This is a genomic window from Caldimonas hydrothermalis, from assembly GCF_056746695.1.
This window is the reverse complement of record NZ_JBWQXA010000001.1, coordinates 207,137-221,108: the sequence shown is the minus strand read 5'-3', so window position 1 is coordinate 221,108 and position 13,972 is coordinate 207,137. Positions and strand designations below refer to the sequence as shown.

General features: G+C 68.9%; 16 protein-coding genes. All 16 read left to right on the top strand.

The genetic code is table 11. From position 1 onward, the window contains the following. Nucleotides 1–19: 19 nt before the first annotated feature. The 16 genes from AC1ECW_RS01120 to AC1ECW_RS01045 all read left to right on the top strand — a co-directional run bounded on the left by AC1ECW_RS01120 (nucleotide 20) and on the right by AC1ECW_RS01045 (nucleotide 13,896). Nucleotides 20–634 carry a LysE family translocator gene (locus tag AC1ECW_RS01120; RefSeq protein ID WP_409703849.1) on the top strand — a complete coding sequence of 205 codons (615 nt, stop codon included), beginning with the start codon at nucleotides 20–22 and terminating at the stop codon, nucleotides 632–634. 36 nt (nucleotides 635–670) lie between these two features. Further along, on the top strand, nucleotides 671–1,876 hold the full coding sequence (locus AC1ECW_RS01115) for an aminotransferase-like domain-containing protein (RefSeq protein WP_409703851.1): 1,206 nt from the start codon (nucleotides 671–673) through the stop codon (nucleotides 1,874–1,876). Between the two features lie 10 nt (nucleotides 1,877–1,886). Further along, nucleotides 1,887–2,723 carry a PhzF family phenazine biosynthesis protein gene (locus tag AC1ECW_RS01110; protein WP_409703853.1) on the top strand — a complete coding sequence of 279 codons (837 nt, stop codon included), beginning with the start codon at nucleotides 1,887–1,889 and terminating at the stop codon, nucleotides 2,721–2,723. A 111-nt stretch (nucleotides 2,724–2,834) separates the two neighbouring features. Continuing rightward, nucleotides 2,835–3,566 carry an alanyl-tRNA editing protein gene (locus AC1ECW_RS01105; protein WP_409708889.1) on the top strand — a complete coding sequence of 244 codons (732 nt, stop codon included), beginning with the start codon at nucleotides 2,835–2,837 and terminating at the stop codon, nucleotides 3,564–3,566. A gap of 95 nt (nucleotides 3,567–3,661) precedes the next feature. Then, nucleotides 3,662–4,798, top strand: a complete 1,137-nt coding sequence (locus tag AC1ECW_RS01100) for an acyltransferase family protein (protein WP_409708893.1) — start codon at nucleotides 3,662–3,664, stop codon at nucleotides 4,796–4,798. A 117-nt stretch (nucleotides 4,799–4,915) separates the two neighbouring features. Beyond that, nucleotides 4,916–6,670 carry an AMP-binding protein gene (locus AC1ECW_RS01095; protein ID WP_409708896.1) on the top strand — a complete coding sequence of 585 codons (1,755 nt, stop codon included), beginning with the start codon at nucleotides 4,916–4,918 and terminating at the stop codon, nucleotides 6,668–6,670. A gap of 5 nt (nucleotides 6,671–6,675) precedes the next feature. Then, complete coding sequence (locus tag AC1ECW_RS01090) at nucleotides 6,676–7,608, top strand: bile acid:sodium symporter (protein ID WP_409708899.1); 933 nt, start codon at nucleotides 6,676–6,678, stop codon at nucleotides 7,606–7,608. Nucleotides 7,609–7,704: 96 nt separating this feature from the next. Beyond that, nucleotides 7,705–8,214, top strand: coding sequence for a GNAT family N-acetyltransferase (locus AC1ECW_RS01085; protein WP_409708902.1), 510 nt, complete (start codon nucleotides 7,705–7,707; stop codon nucleotides 8,212–8,214). A gap of 25 nt (nucleotides 8,215–8,239) precedes the next feature. Beyond that, nucleotides 8,240–9,046: an HpcH/HpaI aldolase family protein gene (locus tag AC1ECW_RS01080; RefSeq protein ID WP_409708905.1), complete on the top strand. Its 807-nt coding sequence runs from the start codon at nucleotides 8,240–8,242 to the stop codon at nucleotides 9,044–9,046. Between the two features lie 67 nt (nucleotides 9,047–9,113). After that, nucleotides 9,114–9,980, top strand: coding sequence for an aldose 1-epimerase (locus AC1ECW_RS01075; protein WP_481200974.1), 867 nt, complete (start codon nucleotides 9,114–9,116; stop codon nucleotides 9,978–9,980). 2 nt (nucleotides 9,981–9,982) lie between these two features. After that, nucleotides 9,983–10,894 (top strand): SMP-30/gluconolactonase/LRE family protein, encoded by a 912-nt coding sequence (locus AC1ECW_RS01070; protein WP_409708698.1) that lies wholly within the window; start codon nucleotides 9,983–9,985, stop codon nucleotides 10,892–10,894. Between the two features lie 162 nt (nucleotides 10,895–11,056). Then, on the top strand, nucleotides 11,057–11,608 hold the full coding sequence (locus AC1ECW_RS01065) for an ATP synthase subunit I (protein ID WP_409708692.1): 552 nt from the start codon (nucleotides 11,057–11,059) through the stop codon (nucleotides 11,606–11,608). Between the two features lie 12 nt (nucleotides 11,609–11,620). Next, nucleotides 11,621–12,484 (top strand): F0F1 ATP synthase subunit A, encoded by an 864-nt coding sequence (gene atpB / locus AC1ECW_RS01060; RefSeq protein ID WP_481200973.1) that lies wholly within the window; start codon nucleotides 11,621–11,623, stop codon nucleotides 12,482–12,484. Between the two features lie 86 nt (nucleotides 12,485–12,570). Next, on the top strand, nucleotides 12,571–12,819 hold the full coding sequence (gene atpE, locus AC1ECW_RS01055; RefSeq protein WP_481200972.1) for a F0F1 ATP synthase subunit C: 249 nt from the start codon (nucleotides 12,571–12,573) through the stop codon (nucleotides 12,817–12,819). Nucleotides 12,820–12,889: 70 nt separating this feature from the next. Then, nucleotides 12,890–13,360 carry a F0F1 ATP synthase subunit B gene (locus AC1ECW_RS01050; protein WP_409708683.1) on the top strand — a complete coding sequence of 157 codons (471 nt, stop codon included), beginning with the start codon at nucleotides 12,890–12,892 and terminating at the stop codon, nucleotides 13,358–13,360. Between the two features lie 2 nt (nucleotides 13,361–13,362). After that, nucleotides 13,363–13,896, top strand: a complete 534-nt coding sequence (locus AC1ECW_RS01045; protein ID WP_409708680.1) for a F0F1 ATP synthase subunit delta — start codon at nucleotides 13,363–13,365, stop codon at nucleotides 13,894–13,896. Nucleotides 13,897–13,972: the final 76 nt, after the last annotated feature.

The window sequence follows — 13,972 nt, the reverse complement described above, 5'->3', positions numbered from 1 at the left end:
TCAGCATAGACTGGCCGGCATGTCGATGCAAGAGTTCCTCGCCCTGCTGGTGCTGGCCACGGCCATGAGCTTCACGCCCGGGCCCAATACCACGCTGTCCACGGCGCTGGCGGCCAACCGCGGGCTACGCGGGGCCTTGCATTTCTGCCTGGCCGTGCCGGCGGGCTGGACCCTGCTGATGCTGGCCTGCGGCCTGGGCCTGGGCGCGATGGTGGTGGCCGTGCCGGCCTTGCGCTGGGCTGTCACGGCCGTGGGCGTGGGCTACATGCTGTGGCTGGCCTGGCAGATTGCCCGCGTGCGCCAGCTCGGGCAGGCCGACCGCTCGCGCCTGGACGTGAGCTTCCTGCAGGGCGTGGCCTTGCAGTTCATCAACATCAAGGCCTGGATGCTGGCCCTGGCGCTCACGGCCGGCTGGGTCACGAGCAGCGGCGGCGCCCCCGCGGCCAACCCGGGCGAGCGCCTGGCGATCGTGCTGGCGGTGATGGCCGTCTATGCCTTCGTCAGCAACCTCACCTATGCCCTGGTGGGTGCCAGCCTGCGCGCTTGGCTGGCGCAGGGCCGGCGTCTGCTGTGGTTCAACCGCACGATGGCGGCCGTGCTGGTGGCCACCGCCTTGTGGATGCTGCGACTGTGAGCTTGTTTTCTGTTTTTTGCCCCTGAGGAGTGCCGCATGACCTGGCAACTGGCGCGACGCGCCGACCGCATGAACCCGTCCATCATCCGCGAGATTCTGAAGGTCACCGAGCGGCCGGGCATCCTCTCGCTGGCCGGCGGCCTGCCTTCGCCCGACACCTTCCCGGCCGAAGCGATGCGCGCGGCGGCCGACAAGGTGCTGCGCGAGGCCCCGCGTGAGGCCCTACAGTACGCCGCCAGCGAAGGCTACGCGCCCTTGCGGGAGTGGGTGGCCGAGCACCTGGGCCGCCAGGGCATGGCCGTCTCACCGGGCCAGGTCTTGATCACCACCGGCTCGCAGCAGGGGCTGGATCTGTGCGCCCGCCTGCTGCTCGATGCCGGCAGCCGCGTGCTCGTCGAGACGCCCACCTACCTGGGTGCCTTGCAGGCCTTTGCCCCCAACGAGCCGCAAATCGACGAGGTGGCCAGCGACGAGGACGGCCCCGTGCCCGAAGCCCTGGCCGAGGCGGTCACGCGAGGCGGCGACCGGGCGCGCTTCCTCTACGTGCTGCCCAATTTCCAGAACCCCAGCGGCCGCTGCATGAGTGAGGCCCGCCGCGCCGCGCTGGTGGGCGCCGCCCAGGCTGCGGGAGTGCCGCTGCTGGAAGACAACCCCTACGGCGATCTGTGGTTCGACACCCCGCCGGCGCCCACGCTGGCCTCGCGCTGGGCCGAGGGCACGATCTACCTGGGCAGCTTTTCGAAGGTGCTCGCGCCAGGCCTGCGCCTGGGCTATGTGGCGGCGCCGAGTGCGCTCTACCCCAAGCTGCTGCAGGCCAAGCAGGCGGCCGATCTGCACACGCCGGTGTTCAACCAGCGCCTGGTGTACGAGGTGATCCGCGACGGCTTTCTCGACACGCATGTGCCCAGCATCCGCGCGCGCTATGCCGCGCAGCGCGATGCGATGGAGGCCGCGCTGCGCCGCCACCTGCCCGCGGGCTGCCGCTGGATCACGCCCCAGGGTGGCATGTTCTTCTGGATCACACTGCCCGGCGAGATCGACGCCATGGCCTTGCTGCCGCTGGCGGTGCAGGCGGGCGTGGCCTTCGTGCCGGGCGCGGCCTTCTATGCGCGCTCACCGCAAGCGAACACGCTGCGCCTGTCCTTCGTCACACTCGCACCCGAGCAGATCGAGCGGGGTGTCGCCTTGCTGGGCGGCGTGCTGAAGGACGTGCTCGCGCGCACCCCGGTCCTCACGCCTTGAACCCAAGCCCATGAGCGTCCATCCTTACCGCACCGTCGACGTCTTCACCGCCGAGCCCCTGCGCGGCAACCCGCTGGCCGTGGTCTTCGACGCCGACGGCCTGAGCGATGCGCAGATGCACGACATCGCGCGCTGGATCAACCTGTCGGAAACGACCTTCCTGCTGCCGCCCACCGAACCGGAAGCCGACTACCGCGTGCGCATCTTCACGCCGGGCGGTGAGCTGCCCTTTGCCGGCCATCCCACGCTGGGCACCTGCCATGCCTGGCTGGAGGCCGGCGGGCGGCCGCAGCATGACGGCGTGGTGGTGCAGCAATGCGGCGTGGGCCTCGTGCGCATCCGCCGCCGTGAGGCGCGACCCGCGTTCGCGGCCCCGCCGATGCGCTCCAGCGAGGTCAGCCCGTCGATGCAGCGTGAGATCCTCTCGGCCCTGGGCCTGCAACCCGAGCAGGTGCTGGCGGTCAAGATGCTCGTCAACGGCCCGCACTGGCTGAGCCTGCTGCTCGACAGCGCCCAGACCGTGCTGTCGCTGGAGCCCGACCACCGCGCCTTGGCCACGCTGGCCAAGGTCGGCGTCATTGGCGCGCACCCCGCCGGCGGCGAGGTCCAGTTCGAGGTGCGCGGCTTCGCCAGCCACGCCGGCGTGCCCGAGGACCCGGTCACCGGCAGCCTCAACGCGGCGCTGGCGCAATGGCTCATCGCCGACGGCCGTGCGCCGCGCCGCTACGTGGCCGCGCAAGGCACCCGCTTGGGGCGCGCCGGTCGCGTCTACATCGAGGCCGACGACGAGCATGTCTGGGTCGGCGGCGACACCGTCACCTGCATCCGGGGAGAGCTGCGCCTGTGAACGGCTGCATCGACCATCTCGTCGTGGCGGTGGACCCGGGGGCCGAGCCGAGCATCCCGCTCGGCCCGGTGACCCTGTCGGCCTGGACTGGGGATGCATGAGGAGACGGGCATGACCGAAGACCTCTTCCGCGAAGACAGCCATCTGCGCGAATGCAGCGCCACCGTGCGCGCTCTCACCGAACAGGGCGTGCTGCTCGACCGCACCGTCTTCTACCCGCTGGGCGGCGGCCAGGCGGGCGACCGCGGCGAACTGCGATGGGGGGATGGCCTGGTGCTGCGCATCGCCGACACCCGCAAGGGCCTTGAGCCCGGCGAGATCGTGCATGTGCCCGCGCCCGGCCAGGAGGCCGTGCTGGCGCGGCTGGCGCCCGGGCAAGCGGTGAGCGCCGTCATCGACTGGGAGCGCCGCCACCGCCACATGCGCTTGCACACAGCCACCCACCTGCTGTGTGCCCTCATCCCGCACCCGGTGGACGGCTGCTCCATCACCGCCGACTACGCACGGCTCGACTTCCACATGACCGAGCCGCTGGACAAGGACGAGATCAACGCCGGCCTGGCCCGCCTGGTGGCCGAAGACCATGCGGTCAGCCACCACTGGATCACCGACGAGGAACTCGATGCCAACCCCCAGCTCGTGCGCAGCATGAGCGTGCAGCCCCCGCGAGGCACCGGCCGGGTGCGCGTGCTGAGAATCGATGGCGTGGACCTCCAGCCCTGCGGTGGCACCCATGTGGCGCGCACCGCCGAGATCGGCGCGGTCGTCGTCACCAAGATCGAGAAGAAGAGCGCCAAGACCCGCAGGGTCGTGCTCGGCTTGGCCGAGCCAGCCGCAGGCTGAGCGCGCAACCCCCTGATCGAGGGTCAACCGGCGGCCGGCATGGGCGTTGAGCCGTTCACGGACAGAGGCGCACCGCGCCGGCGCTCGGAGGGGCAGTGGACAACGCAAGGCAGACGGCCGACGGACCGCATCGGATCGCGGGCGCGACGCGACCGCGCTCGGCTCTGATCGATGTGGGCAAGGGCCTGGGCATCTTGCTGGTGGTGCTGGGCCACAACCCCTGGTTTGGCGACCATCTGCCATGGCTGGACGAACTCATCGGCACCTTCCGCCTGCCGCTGTTCTTTTTCCTGGCGGGCGTGACGTTCCCCGCCGGCCGCGGTGTGGCCGAGACGGCCTGGCGGCGGGCGGATGCCCTGCTCAAGCCTTATGCCGTCGTGGTGATCGCTTACGCACTCACCCATGCCGCGCGGCCGGACATCACGGTCGAGTCCACGCTGCTGGCCTTGGTCTATGCCACCGGCTTCACCCTCGTGTGGGTGCCCCTGTGGTTCCTTCCCCATCTGTGGCTGGTCAGCGTGGGGGCGGCCGCCTACCTGCGGTGGCTGGACCCATGGCTGCGGTCGGCCGGGACGCGGGTGGCCGTCCTGGTGGCGATGGCGGCGGCCGGTGCGGCCGTGATCCACCGCTTCCACAACCCGGTGGACGATGTCGCCTGCATGCACCATGTCCACTTCAGTGCGGATCTGCTGGCTTGCGGCCTGCCCTTCAGTGCCGATGTGCTGCTGCTGTCGGGCTTCTTTTTCCTGACCGGCCACCACCTCAGGCAAGGGGTGTGGCGGCTGAAGCTCACACCCTGGCGGCTCGGCGCGGCCGCCGGGGTGTTCACTACCTTGTGGTTCGGCTTCCACCAGACCCTCAATTTCAACTTCCGCAGCTACGGGCATGGGCTGATCACCCCGGTGCAGGCGCTGGCGGCGATCTACCTCGTGCTGGCGCTGTGCCAGGGGCTGGCCCGCTGGGAGCCGCTGCGCCGGCTGCTCGCCCACGCCGGTCGCAGCAGCCTGTTCATCCTGATGTTCCACTCCCCTGTGCAGTCCAAGGTCCTGGGCTGGCTGCTGCGCTGGCACTTGCCTGGGGCCCTGTCCATGGTGCTGGCCTTCGTGGTGGCCGTGGGGACCAGCATCGCGCTGTGGGAACTCGTCCGCCGCCAGCCCATGCTGTCGCGCCTGCTGTTGCCTTCGCCCCACGCAAGCGCCCCTCCTTCCTGGCGAACCCGCACGCAGCCCTGATCCCGACCCCGCGCTGCGCTTGATCTGCGTCTAGGGAAAACCTGCGCGCGCTCGGTGCGTCAATCGCGCCAGACTACGTCGTCCGCGAGAACGGTTCGCGGAATTGGACGCCTGTGCATGAATTTCAACGACATGAATTCCGTTTCGACCACCGCGGCTCGCCCCTGGTTGGCCCAGTATGGTGACCACATCCCCCGCACCCTGCCGCCCCCCGCGCATCGGCACCTCGCGTCCCTGATCGACGCGGCCTGCCGGCGCTACCGCGACCAGCTGGCCTTCACCACCTGCATGCCCAACGGCATGCATGCCTCGCTCACCTACGCCCAGGTCGAGGCCCTGTCCGACCAGTTCGCGGTCTATCTGCGCGAGGTGCTGGGGCTGGCTGCGGGCGCGCGCGTGGCCCTGCAGACCCCCAACTGCCTGGCCTATCCGGTGGTGGCCTTCGGTGTGTTCAAGGCTGGCTGCGTGCTGGTAAACACCAACCCACTGTACACATCCAAGGAGATGGCCCACCAGTTCAAGGACTCGGGAGCCGAGGCGCTGGTCATCGTGGACATGTTCGCCGACAAGCTCGACGCCATCCTCGCGCAGACGAAGATCCGGCGCGTCATCGTCGCCGAGGTCTCGCAGTTCTTCGCGGCGGTCCCGCGCGGCGTGATCCGCCTGGTGCAAAAGTGGTGGAACCGCACGCTGCCGCCGATCACGGTGGACCACATCCGGCTGCCCCAGGCCCTGGCCGAGGGACGCGCCGCGCTGCAATCCAAGGGCCTGCGCGTGGCCGACTACACCCGCGAACAGGGCCCCGAGACCCTGGCGGCGCTGCAATACACCGGCGGCACCACCGGCGTGGCCAAAGGCGCGATGCTCACCCATGGCAACCTGCTGGCCAACCACGACCAGGCCTATGCCATGGGCCGAGCGCTCATCCATGAAGGCAAGGAGGTCGTGCTCACGGCCCTGCCGCTTTACCACATCTTCGCCTTCACCTTCAACCTGCTGTGCTTCTTTTCGGCCGGGGCCCGCAACGTGCTGTCGCCCAACCCCCGGCCCATCGGCAACCTGCAGCGCGCCTTCGACAACTACCCTATCACCTGGATGAGCGGCGTCAACACGCTCTACAACGCCTTGCTCAACGAGGAATGGTTCACCGCCTTTCCGCCGAAGCATCTGCGTGCAGGGGTGGCCGGCGGAGCGGCCTTGCAACATGCGGTGGCCGAGCGCTGGCGCCGTGTCACCGGCACCGTCATCGCCGAGGGCTATGGCCTGACCGAGACCTCGCCGGTGGTCGCTTTCAACCCGCTCACCGGCCAGCAAAAGCCAGACTCCATCGGCATTCCGGTGCCGGCCACCGACGTGCGCCTGGTCGATGACCAGGGCCGCGACGTGCCACCCGGTGCACCGGGCGAGCTGCTCGTGCGCGGCCCGCAGGTCATGCAGGGCTACTGGCAGCGCCCTGAGGAGACCGCCCAGGTGCTCAAGGACGGCTGGCTGCACACCGGCGACATCGCGGTGATGGACGAGCAGGGCTACTTCCGCATCGTCGATCGCAAGAAGGACATGATCCTGGTCAGCGGCTTCAACGTCTACCCTAACGAGGTGGAAGACGCCATCGCACAGATGGACGAGGTGCTCGAGGTGGCCGTGATCGGCGTGCCCGACGCCCGGACCGGCGAGGCCGTGCGCGCCTACATCGTGCCCCAGGCCGAGGGCCTGACCGAGGAGCAGGTGAGGGCGCACTGCAAGCGCCTGCTCACCGACTACAAGCGGCCCAAGGCCGTGGAGTTCCGCACCGAACTGCCCAAATCCCCCATCGGCAAGATCCTGCGCAAGGACTTGCGCGACGAATACCACCGTACCCGCCCGACGAGCTGACTTCCATGCTGACCGACCTCGAAACCCGCCTGCTGGGCCTGATGATGATGGTGATCATGCTCGGCATGGGCGCCTCGCTCACCTTCAAGGATTTCCGCATCGCCTTCCGCAAGCCTCAGGGCCTCCTGATCGGCCTGCTGTGCCAGTACGCCATCATGCCCTTCCTGGGCTATGCGATGAGCCTGGCCCTGGGGCTGCCGCCGGCGCTGGCCATCGGCCTCATCCTGATGGGTTGTATGCCCGGGGGCACCACCTCCAACATCTTTGCCTACTTCAGCAAGGGGGTGCTGGCACTGTCCATCATGATGACCATCTGCTCCACGCTGGTGGCCGTCGTGATGGTGCCGCTGCTGCTGCAGATCTACTCCAGCCTGGCGGGCCTGCCCTCTGAATACACCGTGCCGGCCGGCAACGTCGCCCAGGTGCTCGTGGTGCTGATCGTGCCCACGCTGATCGGCATCGCCCTGCGCAAGTGGAACCCCAACGTCGGCGCCACCATCGAGCTCATCGGTGGCCTGCTGGGCATCGTCGTGATCCTCTTCCTCATCGTCACCTGGGTGCCGCGCAATCACCAACTGCTCTTCACCACGCCCGGCGACGTCTACTTCGCGGCCATCGGCCTGGGCCTGATCGGCATGGCCCTGGGCTACGGCCTGTCGCGGCTGCTGCGCCAGGATGCGCGTCGCAGCCGCACCATTGCGCTGGAGACCGGCGTCCAGAATGGCCCGCTGGCCGTGCTGATCGTGCTGCTGACCTTCCGCGACGAACTGCAGCAGCAGGTACTCCTGATCCCGGTGCTGTATTCGCTGTTCATCGTGCTCACCTCCAGCGCGGTCACGGTCTGGTTCCGCCGCATCACCACACGCGAGGAGCTGGCCCGCGACCAGGCTAAGGCGCCCACCACCGTCCGCTCGGCGCCCGATGCGGTCAAGGCCTGAGCCTGGCGCCCGGCCGCCCCAACTCGCGGCCAGCATGCCGCTGCGCGCGGCACGTCCCTGGGGGTAGACTGCCGGGGTGCCCCGCCGCTGCCGACGATGACATCCCCCGAGATCCAGCTCCTCACGCCGGACACCCCCGAGTGGCTCGAGGCCACCCGGGGCCTCTTCCGTGAGTACGCCGACTCCCTCGGTATCGACCTGGCCTTCCAGGGCTTCGACGATGAGCTGGCGGCATTGCCCGGGGACTATGCCGAGCCTGCGGGCAAACTGCTGCTGGCCCTGCTCGATGGCGAACCCGCCGGCTGCGGCGCCTTCCGGCCCGCACCCGAGACCGACTATCCCAATGCCTGCGAGATGAAGCGGCTCTATGTGCGACGCGCCTTCCGGCGCTTCGGCCTGGGACGTGCCCTGGCCCAGGCCCTGATGGACGAGGCCCGTCGCGCCGGCTACTCGGTGATGCTGCTCGACACCCTGGACGACATGGAGGCCGCCCGGGGGCTGTACGCCACACTGGGCTTCGAGGAGATCCCGCCCTACTATTACAACCCCATCCCCGGGGCCCATTACCTGAAGGTCGATCTGGACGACCGCATCACCCGGTACTGAGGCGCCGGCCGCGCAGGAGGCCTGCATGAACCCCTTCCGCCATCTGCTCAAGGCTGCGGGCGCCCATCCGCCGGTGGGCACCTGGGTCGTCTCCTCCAATGCCCTGGCGGCCGAGGCGCTCGGCCACGCCGGCTTCGACTGGGCCGTGCTCGATCTCGAGCACACCACCACCGACCTGGGCGACCTGGTCCACCTGCTGCAGGCCGTGGGCAACACCCGCATGGTGAGCGTGGTGCGCGTGCCCTGGAACGAGCCGGTGATGGTCAAGCGCGTGCTCGACGCCGGCGCCACCACGGTGATGTTTCCCTTCGTGCAAGATGCCGACGAGGCCCGCCGCGCGGTGGCGGCCACCCGCTACCCGCCCGAGGGCGTGCGTGGCGTGATGGGCCTGAGCCGTGCCACCCGCTACGGCACCGCCCCTCAGGCCCTGCGCCACGCGAACCAGACCCTGGGCGTCATCGTCCAGCTCGAAACCCGCGAGGCCCTGGATGCGCTCGAACCCATCGCCCAGGTGCCCGGAGTCGATGCGATCTTCCTGGGGCCGGCCGACCTCTCGGCCAGCATGGGCCACCTCGGCGACCCGGCCCACCCGGAGGTGATGGCCTGCCTGGCCCGCGCGGTCGACCGCTGCAAGGCCCTGGGGCGACCCGTGGGCACCATGGGGGCCACGCCCGACCTGGTGGCCCAGTACCGTGCGATGGGCTTCGACTTCGTGGGCGTCGGCAGCGACCTCGGCCTGATGATGCGCGGGGCCCAGGCGGCGCTGTCGGCGCTGCGCACCCAGGACACCACCATCGTCCATTCGGTGACGGCCGGCACCCTGACGCGCTGAACGCCGTGTCGCGGTTACAGCGAGGTACGCGCTTAGGATGGCGCTCCCGCCTTTCTGCGGCCCGAGCATGCCCCTGAGCGAACCCGCCTTCCCGGAACTGCGCCTTCACGCCTGGCGCCTGGCCTTGCGCCCCGATCTCGGGGGCTGCGTGGCCGGGTTGTGGTGGCACGGGCGCCCGGTGCTGCGCAGCACCGAGCCTGAGGCGCTGACCGAGGCCCGCCGGGCCGCGTCCTATCCGCTGGTGCCGTATTCCAACCGCATCGCCGAAGGCCGGCTGCCCTGGCAGGGCCGGGTGCACCGGCTGCGGCTCAACGTGGCCGGCAGCCCGCACCCGATGCATGGCGTGGGCTTCCAGCGGGCCTGGACGGTGGCGCATTACACGGCCGACACGGTGGAACTGGTGCTGTCCCACCGGCCCGACGAAGACTGGCCCTTTGCCTTCGAGGCCCGCCAGCGCATCGTGCTCTCACCCCGCGGGGTGCGTTTCGAGCTTTCGGCCACCCACCGCGGCCCGGACACCGCGCCCATGGGGCTGGGCTGGCACCCTTTCTTCCTCAAGCGGCCCGGCAGCCGCCTGCGCGCCGTGGTCGACGGCCGCTGGGAGATGGACGAGCGCAAGCTGCCCACGCAGCATCGTCCCTGCGCGGCCCTGGACGCCGCCGTCGAGGCGCTCGACCTGGACCACTGCCACACCGGTTGGCGCGGCGAAGCCTTCCTGCACGACCAGAGCTTCGACCTGCGACTGAGCGCCTCGACCCGCCATCTCGTGGTCTTCACCCCGCCGTCGCGGCCCGACTATGCGGTCGAGCCGGTCAGCCACGCCAACAATGCCTTCCATCGGGACGACCCGCTGGCCCACGGCCTGGTGGCCCTGGCCGACGGCCACACCGCTTCGGCCTGGATGCAGATCGACCTCCTGGACGCCCGCCCATGACCATGACCCACCATCCCGAGACCCTGCGGCCTGCAACCGACACCGCGGCCCTGCTGGGCGAGTCGCCCCTGTGGCACCCGGTCGAGCAATGCCTGTACTTCTGCGACATTCCCGGCCACCGACTGCACCGTTTGCAGCCGGACACCGGACGGCTCGACACCTGGGCTTTCGATACCGACGTGTCGGCCTGCGTGCCCGCCCGTCGCGGCGGGCTGGTTCTCACGCTGCGCACCGGCATCGTGCACTTCGACCCGGTCACCGGCGCACGCACCCTGTTGGCCCAGCCCCCCTATGACCCGCGGCGTGAGCGCTTCAACGACGCCAAGTGCGACCCTGCCGGCCGGCTGTGGGTCGGCACGATCTACGAACCGCGCGACCCGGCGCTGGCCGCGCTGTACTGCCTGGACGAGACCGGCCGCCTGAGCCGGCGCGCCGACGGCATCACGGTGTCCAACGGCCTGGCCTGGAGCCCCGATGCCCGCACGATGTACTGGTCCGACACCAAGGCCCATACCGTCTACGCCTTCGACTACGACCTGGCCCGCGGCGCACTGGGGCCGCGGCGCGTCTTTGCCCGCTTCGAGCCCCGGGGCGAAGGCCAGCCGCTCGATGCCTATGGCGGCCGGCCCGACGGCGCGGCGATGGACGCCGAAGGCTGCTACTGGGTGGCGATGTTCGAAGGCGCGCGCGTGCTGAGGCTGTCCCCCCAAGGCGAGCTGCTGCACGAGCTGCGCCTGCCGGTGCGCTGCCCCACGATGCCCTGCTTTGGCGGGGCCGACCTGCGCACGCTGTACATCACCACCTCGCGCGAGAAGCGCCCGGCCGAGGAACTGTCCGTCCAGCCCTGGGCTGGCCGCGTGCTGCAAGTGAGGGTGGACGTGCCGGGGCTGCCGGCAGCCGTCTGCGCCGTTTGATCCTGGGTCAAGGCCGGCTTTAGCGGCAAGCGCGGCCCCCGGCAAGCCCCTGTCGGACGGACGCGACAACGTCGCGGCACTCAGGGGGATGGAAAGTACGTGGGGGTTTCCACGTATAATCCCGAGGCTTTGCCGCAACCAACTGTAACTTCCGTGCCCGCCATGACCGACCGGAACGATCCCGGCCAGGCGCAAGCGCCACGGGCCCACGACCCCCAAGGTCATGGACACGATGACTGGAAGCAGGAAGATGCGGACGAAGCCGCGCCGTTCAAGCCCCTGACGCCCGAGCAGGCGCAGGCTTGGCGCGCGAAGCACCCGCCGCTCTCGCCCTGGCGGGTGGTCACGGCCCAGGCCGTGGCCGGACTGGTGGTGGCCGCGCTGGCGTGGCTGGTCACCGGCAGGGGCGAGACGGTCGTCTCGGCGCTGATCGGCGCGGCGGCCGTGGTGGTGCCGGGGGCCTTGCTGGCCCGCGGGATGACCGGCGCTTCCGGCGCGAACCCCGGCACCCTGGTGCTGAGGTTCATGGTCTGGGAGTTGGTAAAGATCGTCGTGGCCGTGGCCATGTTGGTGGCGGCTGCAAGATTCGTGCCCAACCTGAGCTGGCTGGCCGTGCTGGCGGCGATGGTGGTGTGCTTGAAAGTGAATGGGGCGGCCCTGCTGTGGCGGGGTCGGGTGCAACAGACACAAATCGTCGCCTCGCGCGACCGTTGACGAGAACGAACGATGGCAGCCGAAGGACAAGCGCTCACCGCGGGTGATTACATCACCCACCATCTGGTCCATCTGCAGAACAAGCAGCAGACCGGGATCATCGACTTCTCCGTCTTCAATCTCGACTCGCTGTTCTGGTCCATCTCGCTGGGCCTGACGGCTGTCCTCTTCATGGCCTATGCCGCACGCCGCGTGCACTCCGGCGTGCCGGGCCGTTTGCAGGGGTTGGTGGAAATGCTCGTCGAGCTGGTCGACACCCAGGCCAAGGGCATCGTCCACAACGAGACCTCGCGCCGCGCCGTCTCGGCCGCTGCGCTGACCGCCTTCGTCTGGATCTTCCTGATGAACGCGATGGACTTGGTGCCGGTCGATGCCATTCCGCAACTGTGGCACTGGGCCGGTCCGGCCCTGGGGCTGCCTGATTACATGCGCGTCGTGGCCACCGCCGACCTGTCCATCACCCTGGGCATGTCCAGCTTCGTGTTCGCGATGTGCCTGTACTACGGCATCAAGGTCAAGGGCCTCGGCGGCTTCGTGAAGGACCTCTTCTCCGCCCCGTTCCACGGCCACGGCCTCGGTGCCGTGCTGCTGGCCCCGTTCAACTTCCTGCTCAACCTGATCGAGTACGCGGCCAAGACGATCTCCCACGGCATGCGGCTGTTCGGCAACATGTACGCTGGCGAGCTGGTGTTCATGCTGATCGCCCTGATGGGCGCGAGCGCCGCGCTGTCGCTGGGCGGCTCGCTGATGTTCATCGGTCACGTGATCGCCGGCACGATCTGGGCCATCTTCCACATCCTGATCATCACACTGCAGGCCTTCATCTTCATGATGCTGACGCTGATCTACGTCGGCCAGGCCCACGAAAGCCATTGAGTTTCAACCGCCGGCAGGTGGCGAGCCCGCCGGCTTTTTTTCGGTTTTTTCTTCCGTCCGTCAACAACCTTCCAATAGGAGCAATCATGGAAAACATTCTGGGTCTTGTCGCGCTGGCTTGCGGTCTGATCGTCGGCCTGGGCGCCATCGGCGCTTCCATCGGCATCGCGCTGATGGGTGGCAAGTTCCTCGAGTCGTCGGCCCGTCAGCCCGAGCTGATGAACGAGCTGCAGACCAAGATGTTCATTCTGGCCGGTCTGATCGACGCGGCCTTCCTGATCGGTGTGGCCATCGCCCTGCTGTTCGCCTTCGCCAACCCGTTCGTGCTCGGCTGATCGGCTTCCTTTCTCTCTCTTTGCGGATTCCGATCCGTCCTCGACTCCAGAGAAACGAAAGGCCTGATCCATGAACATCAACGCGACACTCGTTGCGCAGTTCGTGGTCTTCGGCATCCTGATGTGGTTCACGCTGAAATACGTGTGGCCGCCCATCACGAAGGCCCTGGACGAACGCGCACAGAAAATCGCCGAAGGCCTGGCAGCCGCCGACAAGGCCAAGGCCGAACTGGCCCAAGCCAACCAGCAGGTCCAGCAGCAACTGGCCGCCTCGCGCGATGAAACCTCGAAGCTGCTGGCCGATGCCGAGCGGCGGGCCCAGGCCATCATCGAAGAAGCCAAGAAGAAGGCCAGCGAGGAAGGCGAGAAGATCGTTGCGGCTGCCCGTGCCGAGGCGCAGCAACAGGTCGTCCAGGCCCGCGAGGCCCTGCGCGAGCAGGTGGCCATGCTGGCTGTCAAAGGGGCCGAGCAGATCCTGCGTCGCGAGGTCAACGCCTCGGTGCATGCCGACCTGCTCAACCGCCTGAAAACCGAGCTGTGACCATGGCCGAGCTTGCAACCATCGCACGTCCTTACGCCGAGGCCCTGTACCGGGTGGCGGCAAGCGCCGACGCCGATGCCATCGCCGACCAGGTCGATGCGCTGGCGCGCGTGGCCGCCGAGCCGCAGGTGCGCCTGTTCGCCGCCAACCCCAAGGTGACGCCCGAGCAGGTCTACGACCTGTTCGCCTCGGTGCTCAAGGCCCCGCTGATCCCGCAGGTGGGCAACTTCCTGCGCACCGTGATCGACAACGACCGCCTGGCGGCGCTGCCTGAGATCGCGGCCCAGTTCCGCGCGCTCAAGAATGCGGCGGCGGGCTCGGCCGAGGCCCACATCCTCAGCGCCTTCCCCCTGAGCGACGAACAGCTCAAGGAGCTGCTGCCCACGCTGGAGAAGCGCTTTGGCTGCAAGCTGCAGGCGCGGGTGGAGGTCGATCCCTCGCTGATTGGCGGCGTGCGCGTGGTGGTGGGCGACGAAGTGCTCGACACCTCGGTCAAGGCACGACTCGAACGCATGAAGGTGGCGCTGACGGCCTGAGGCCAGACCAACGCTTGATCGCCCGGGAAGGTCCCGGGCCCGAACTCGGTTCAGGCCCCGGGCCGACAACCAGACT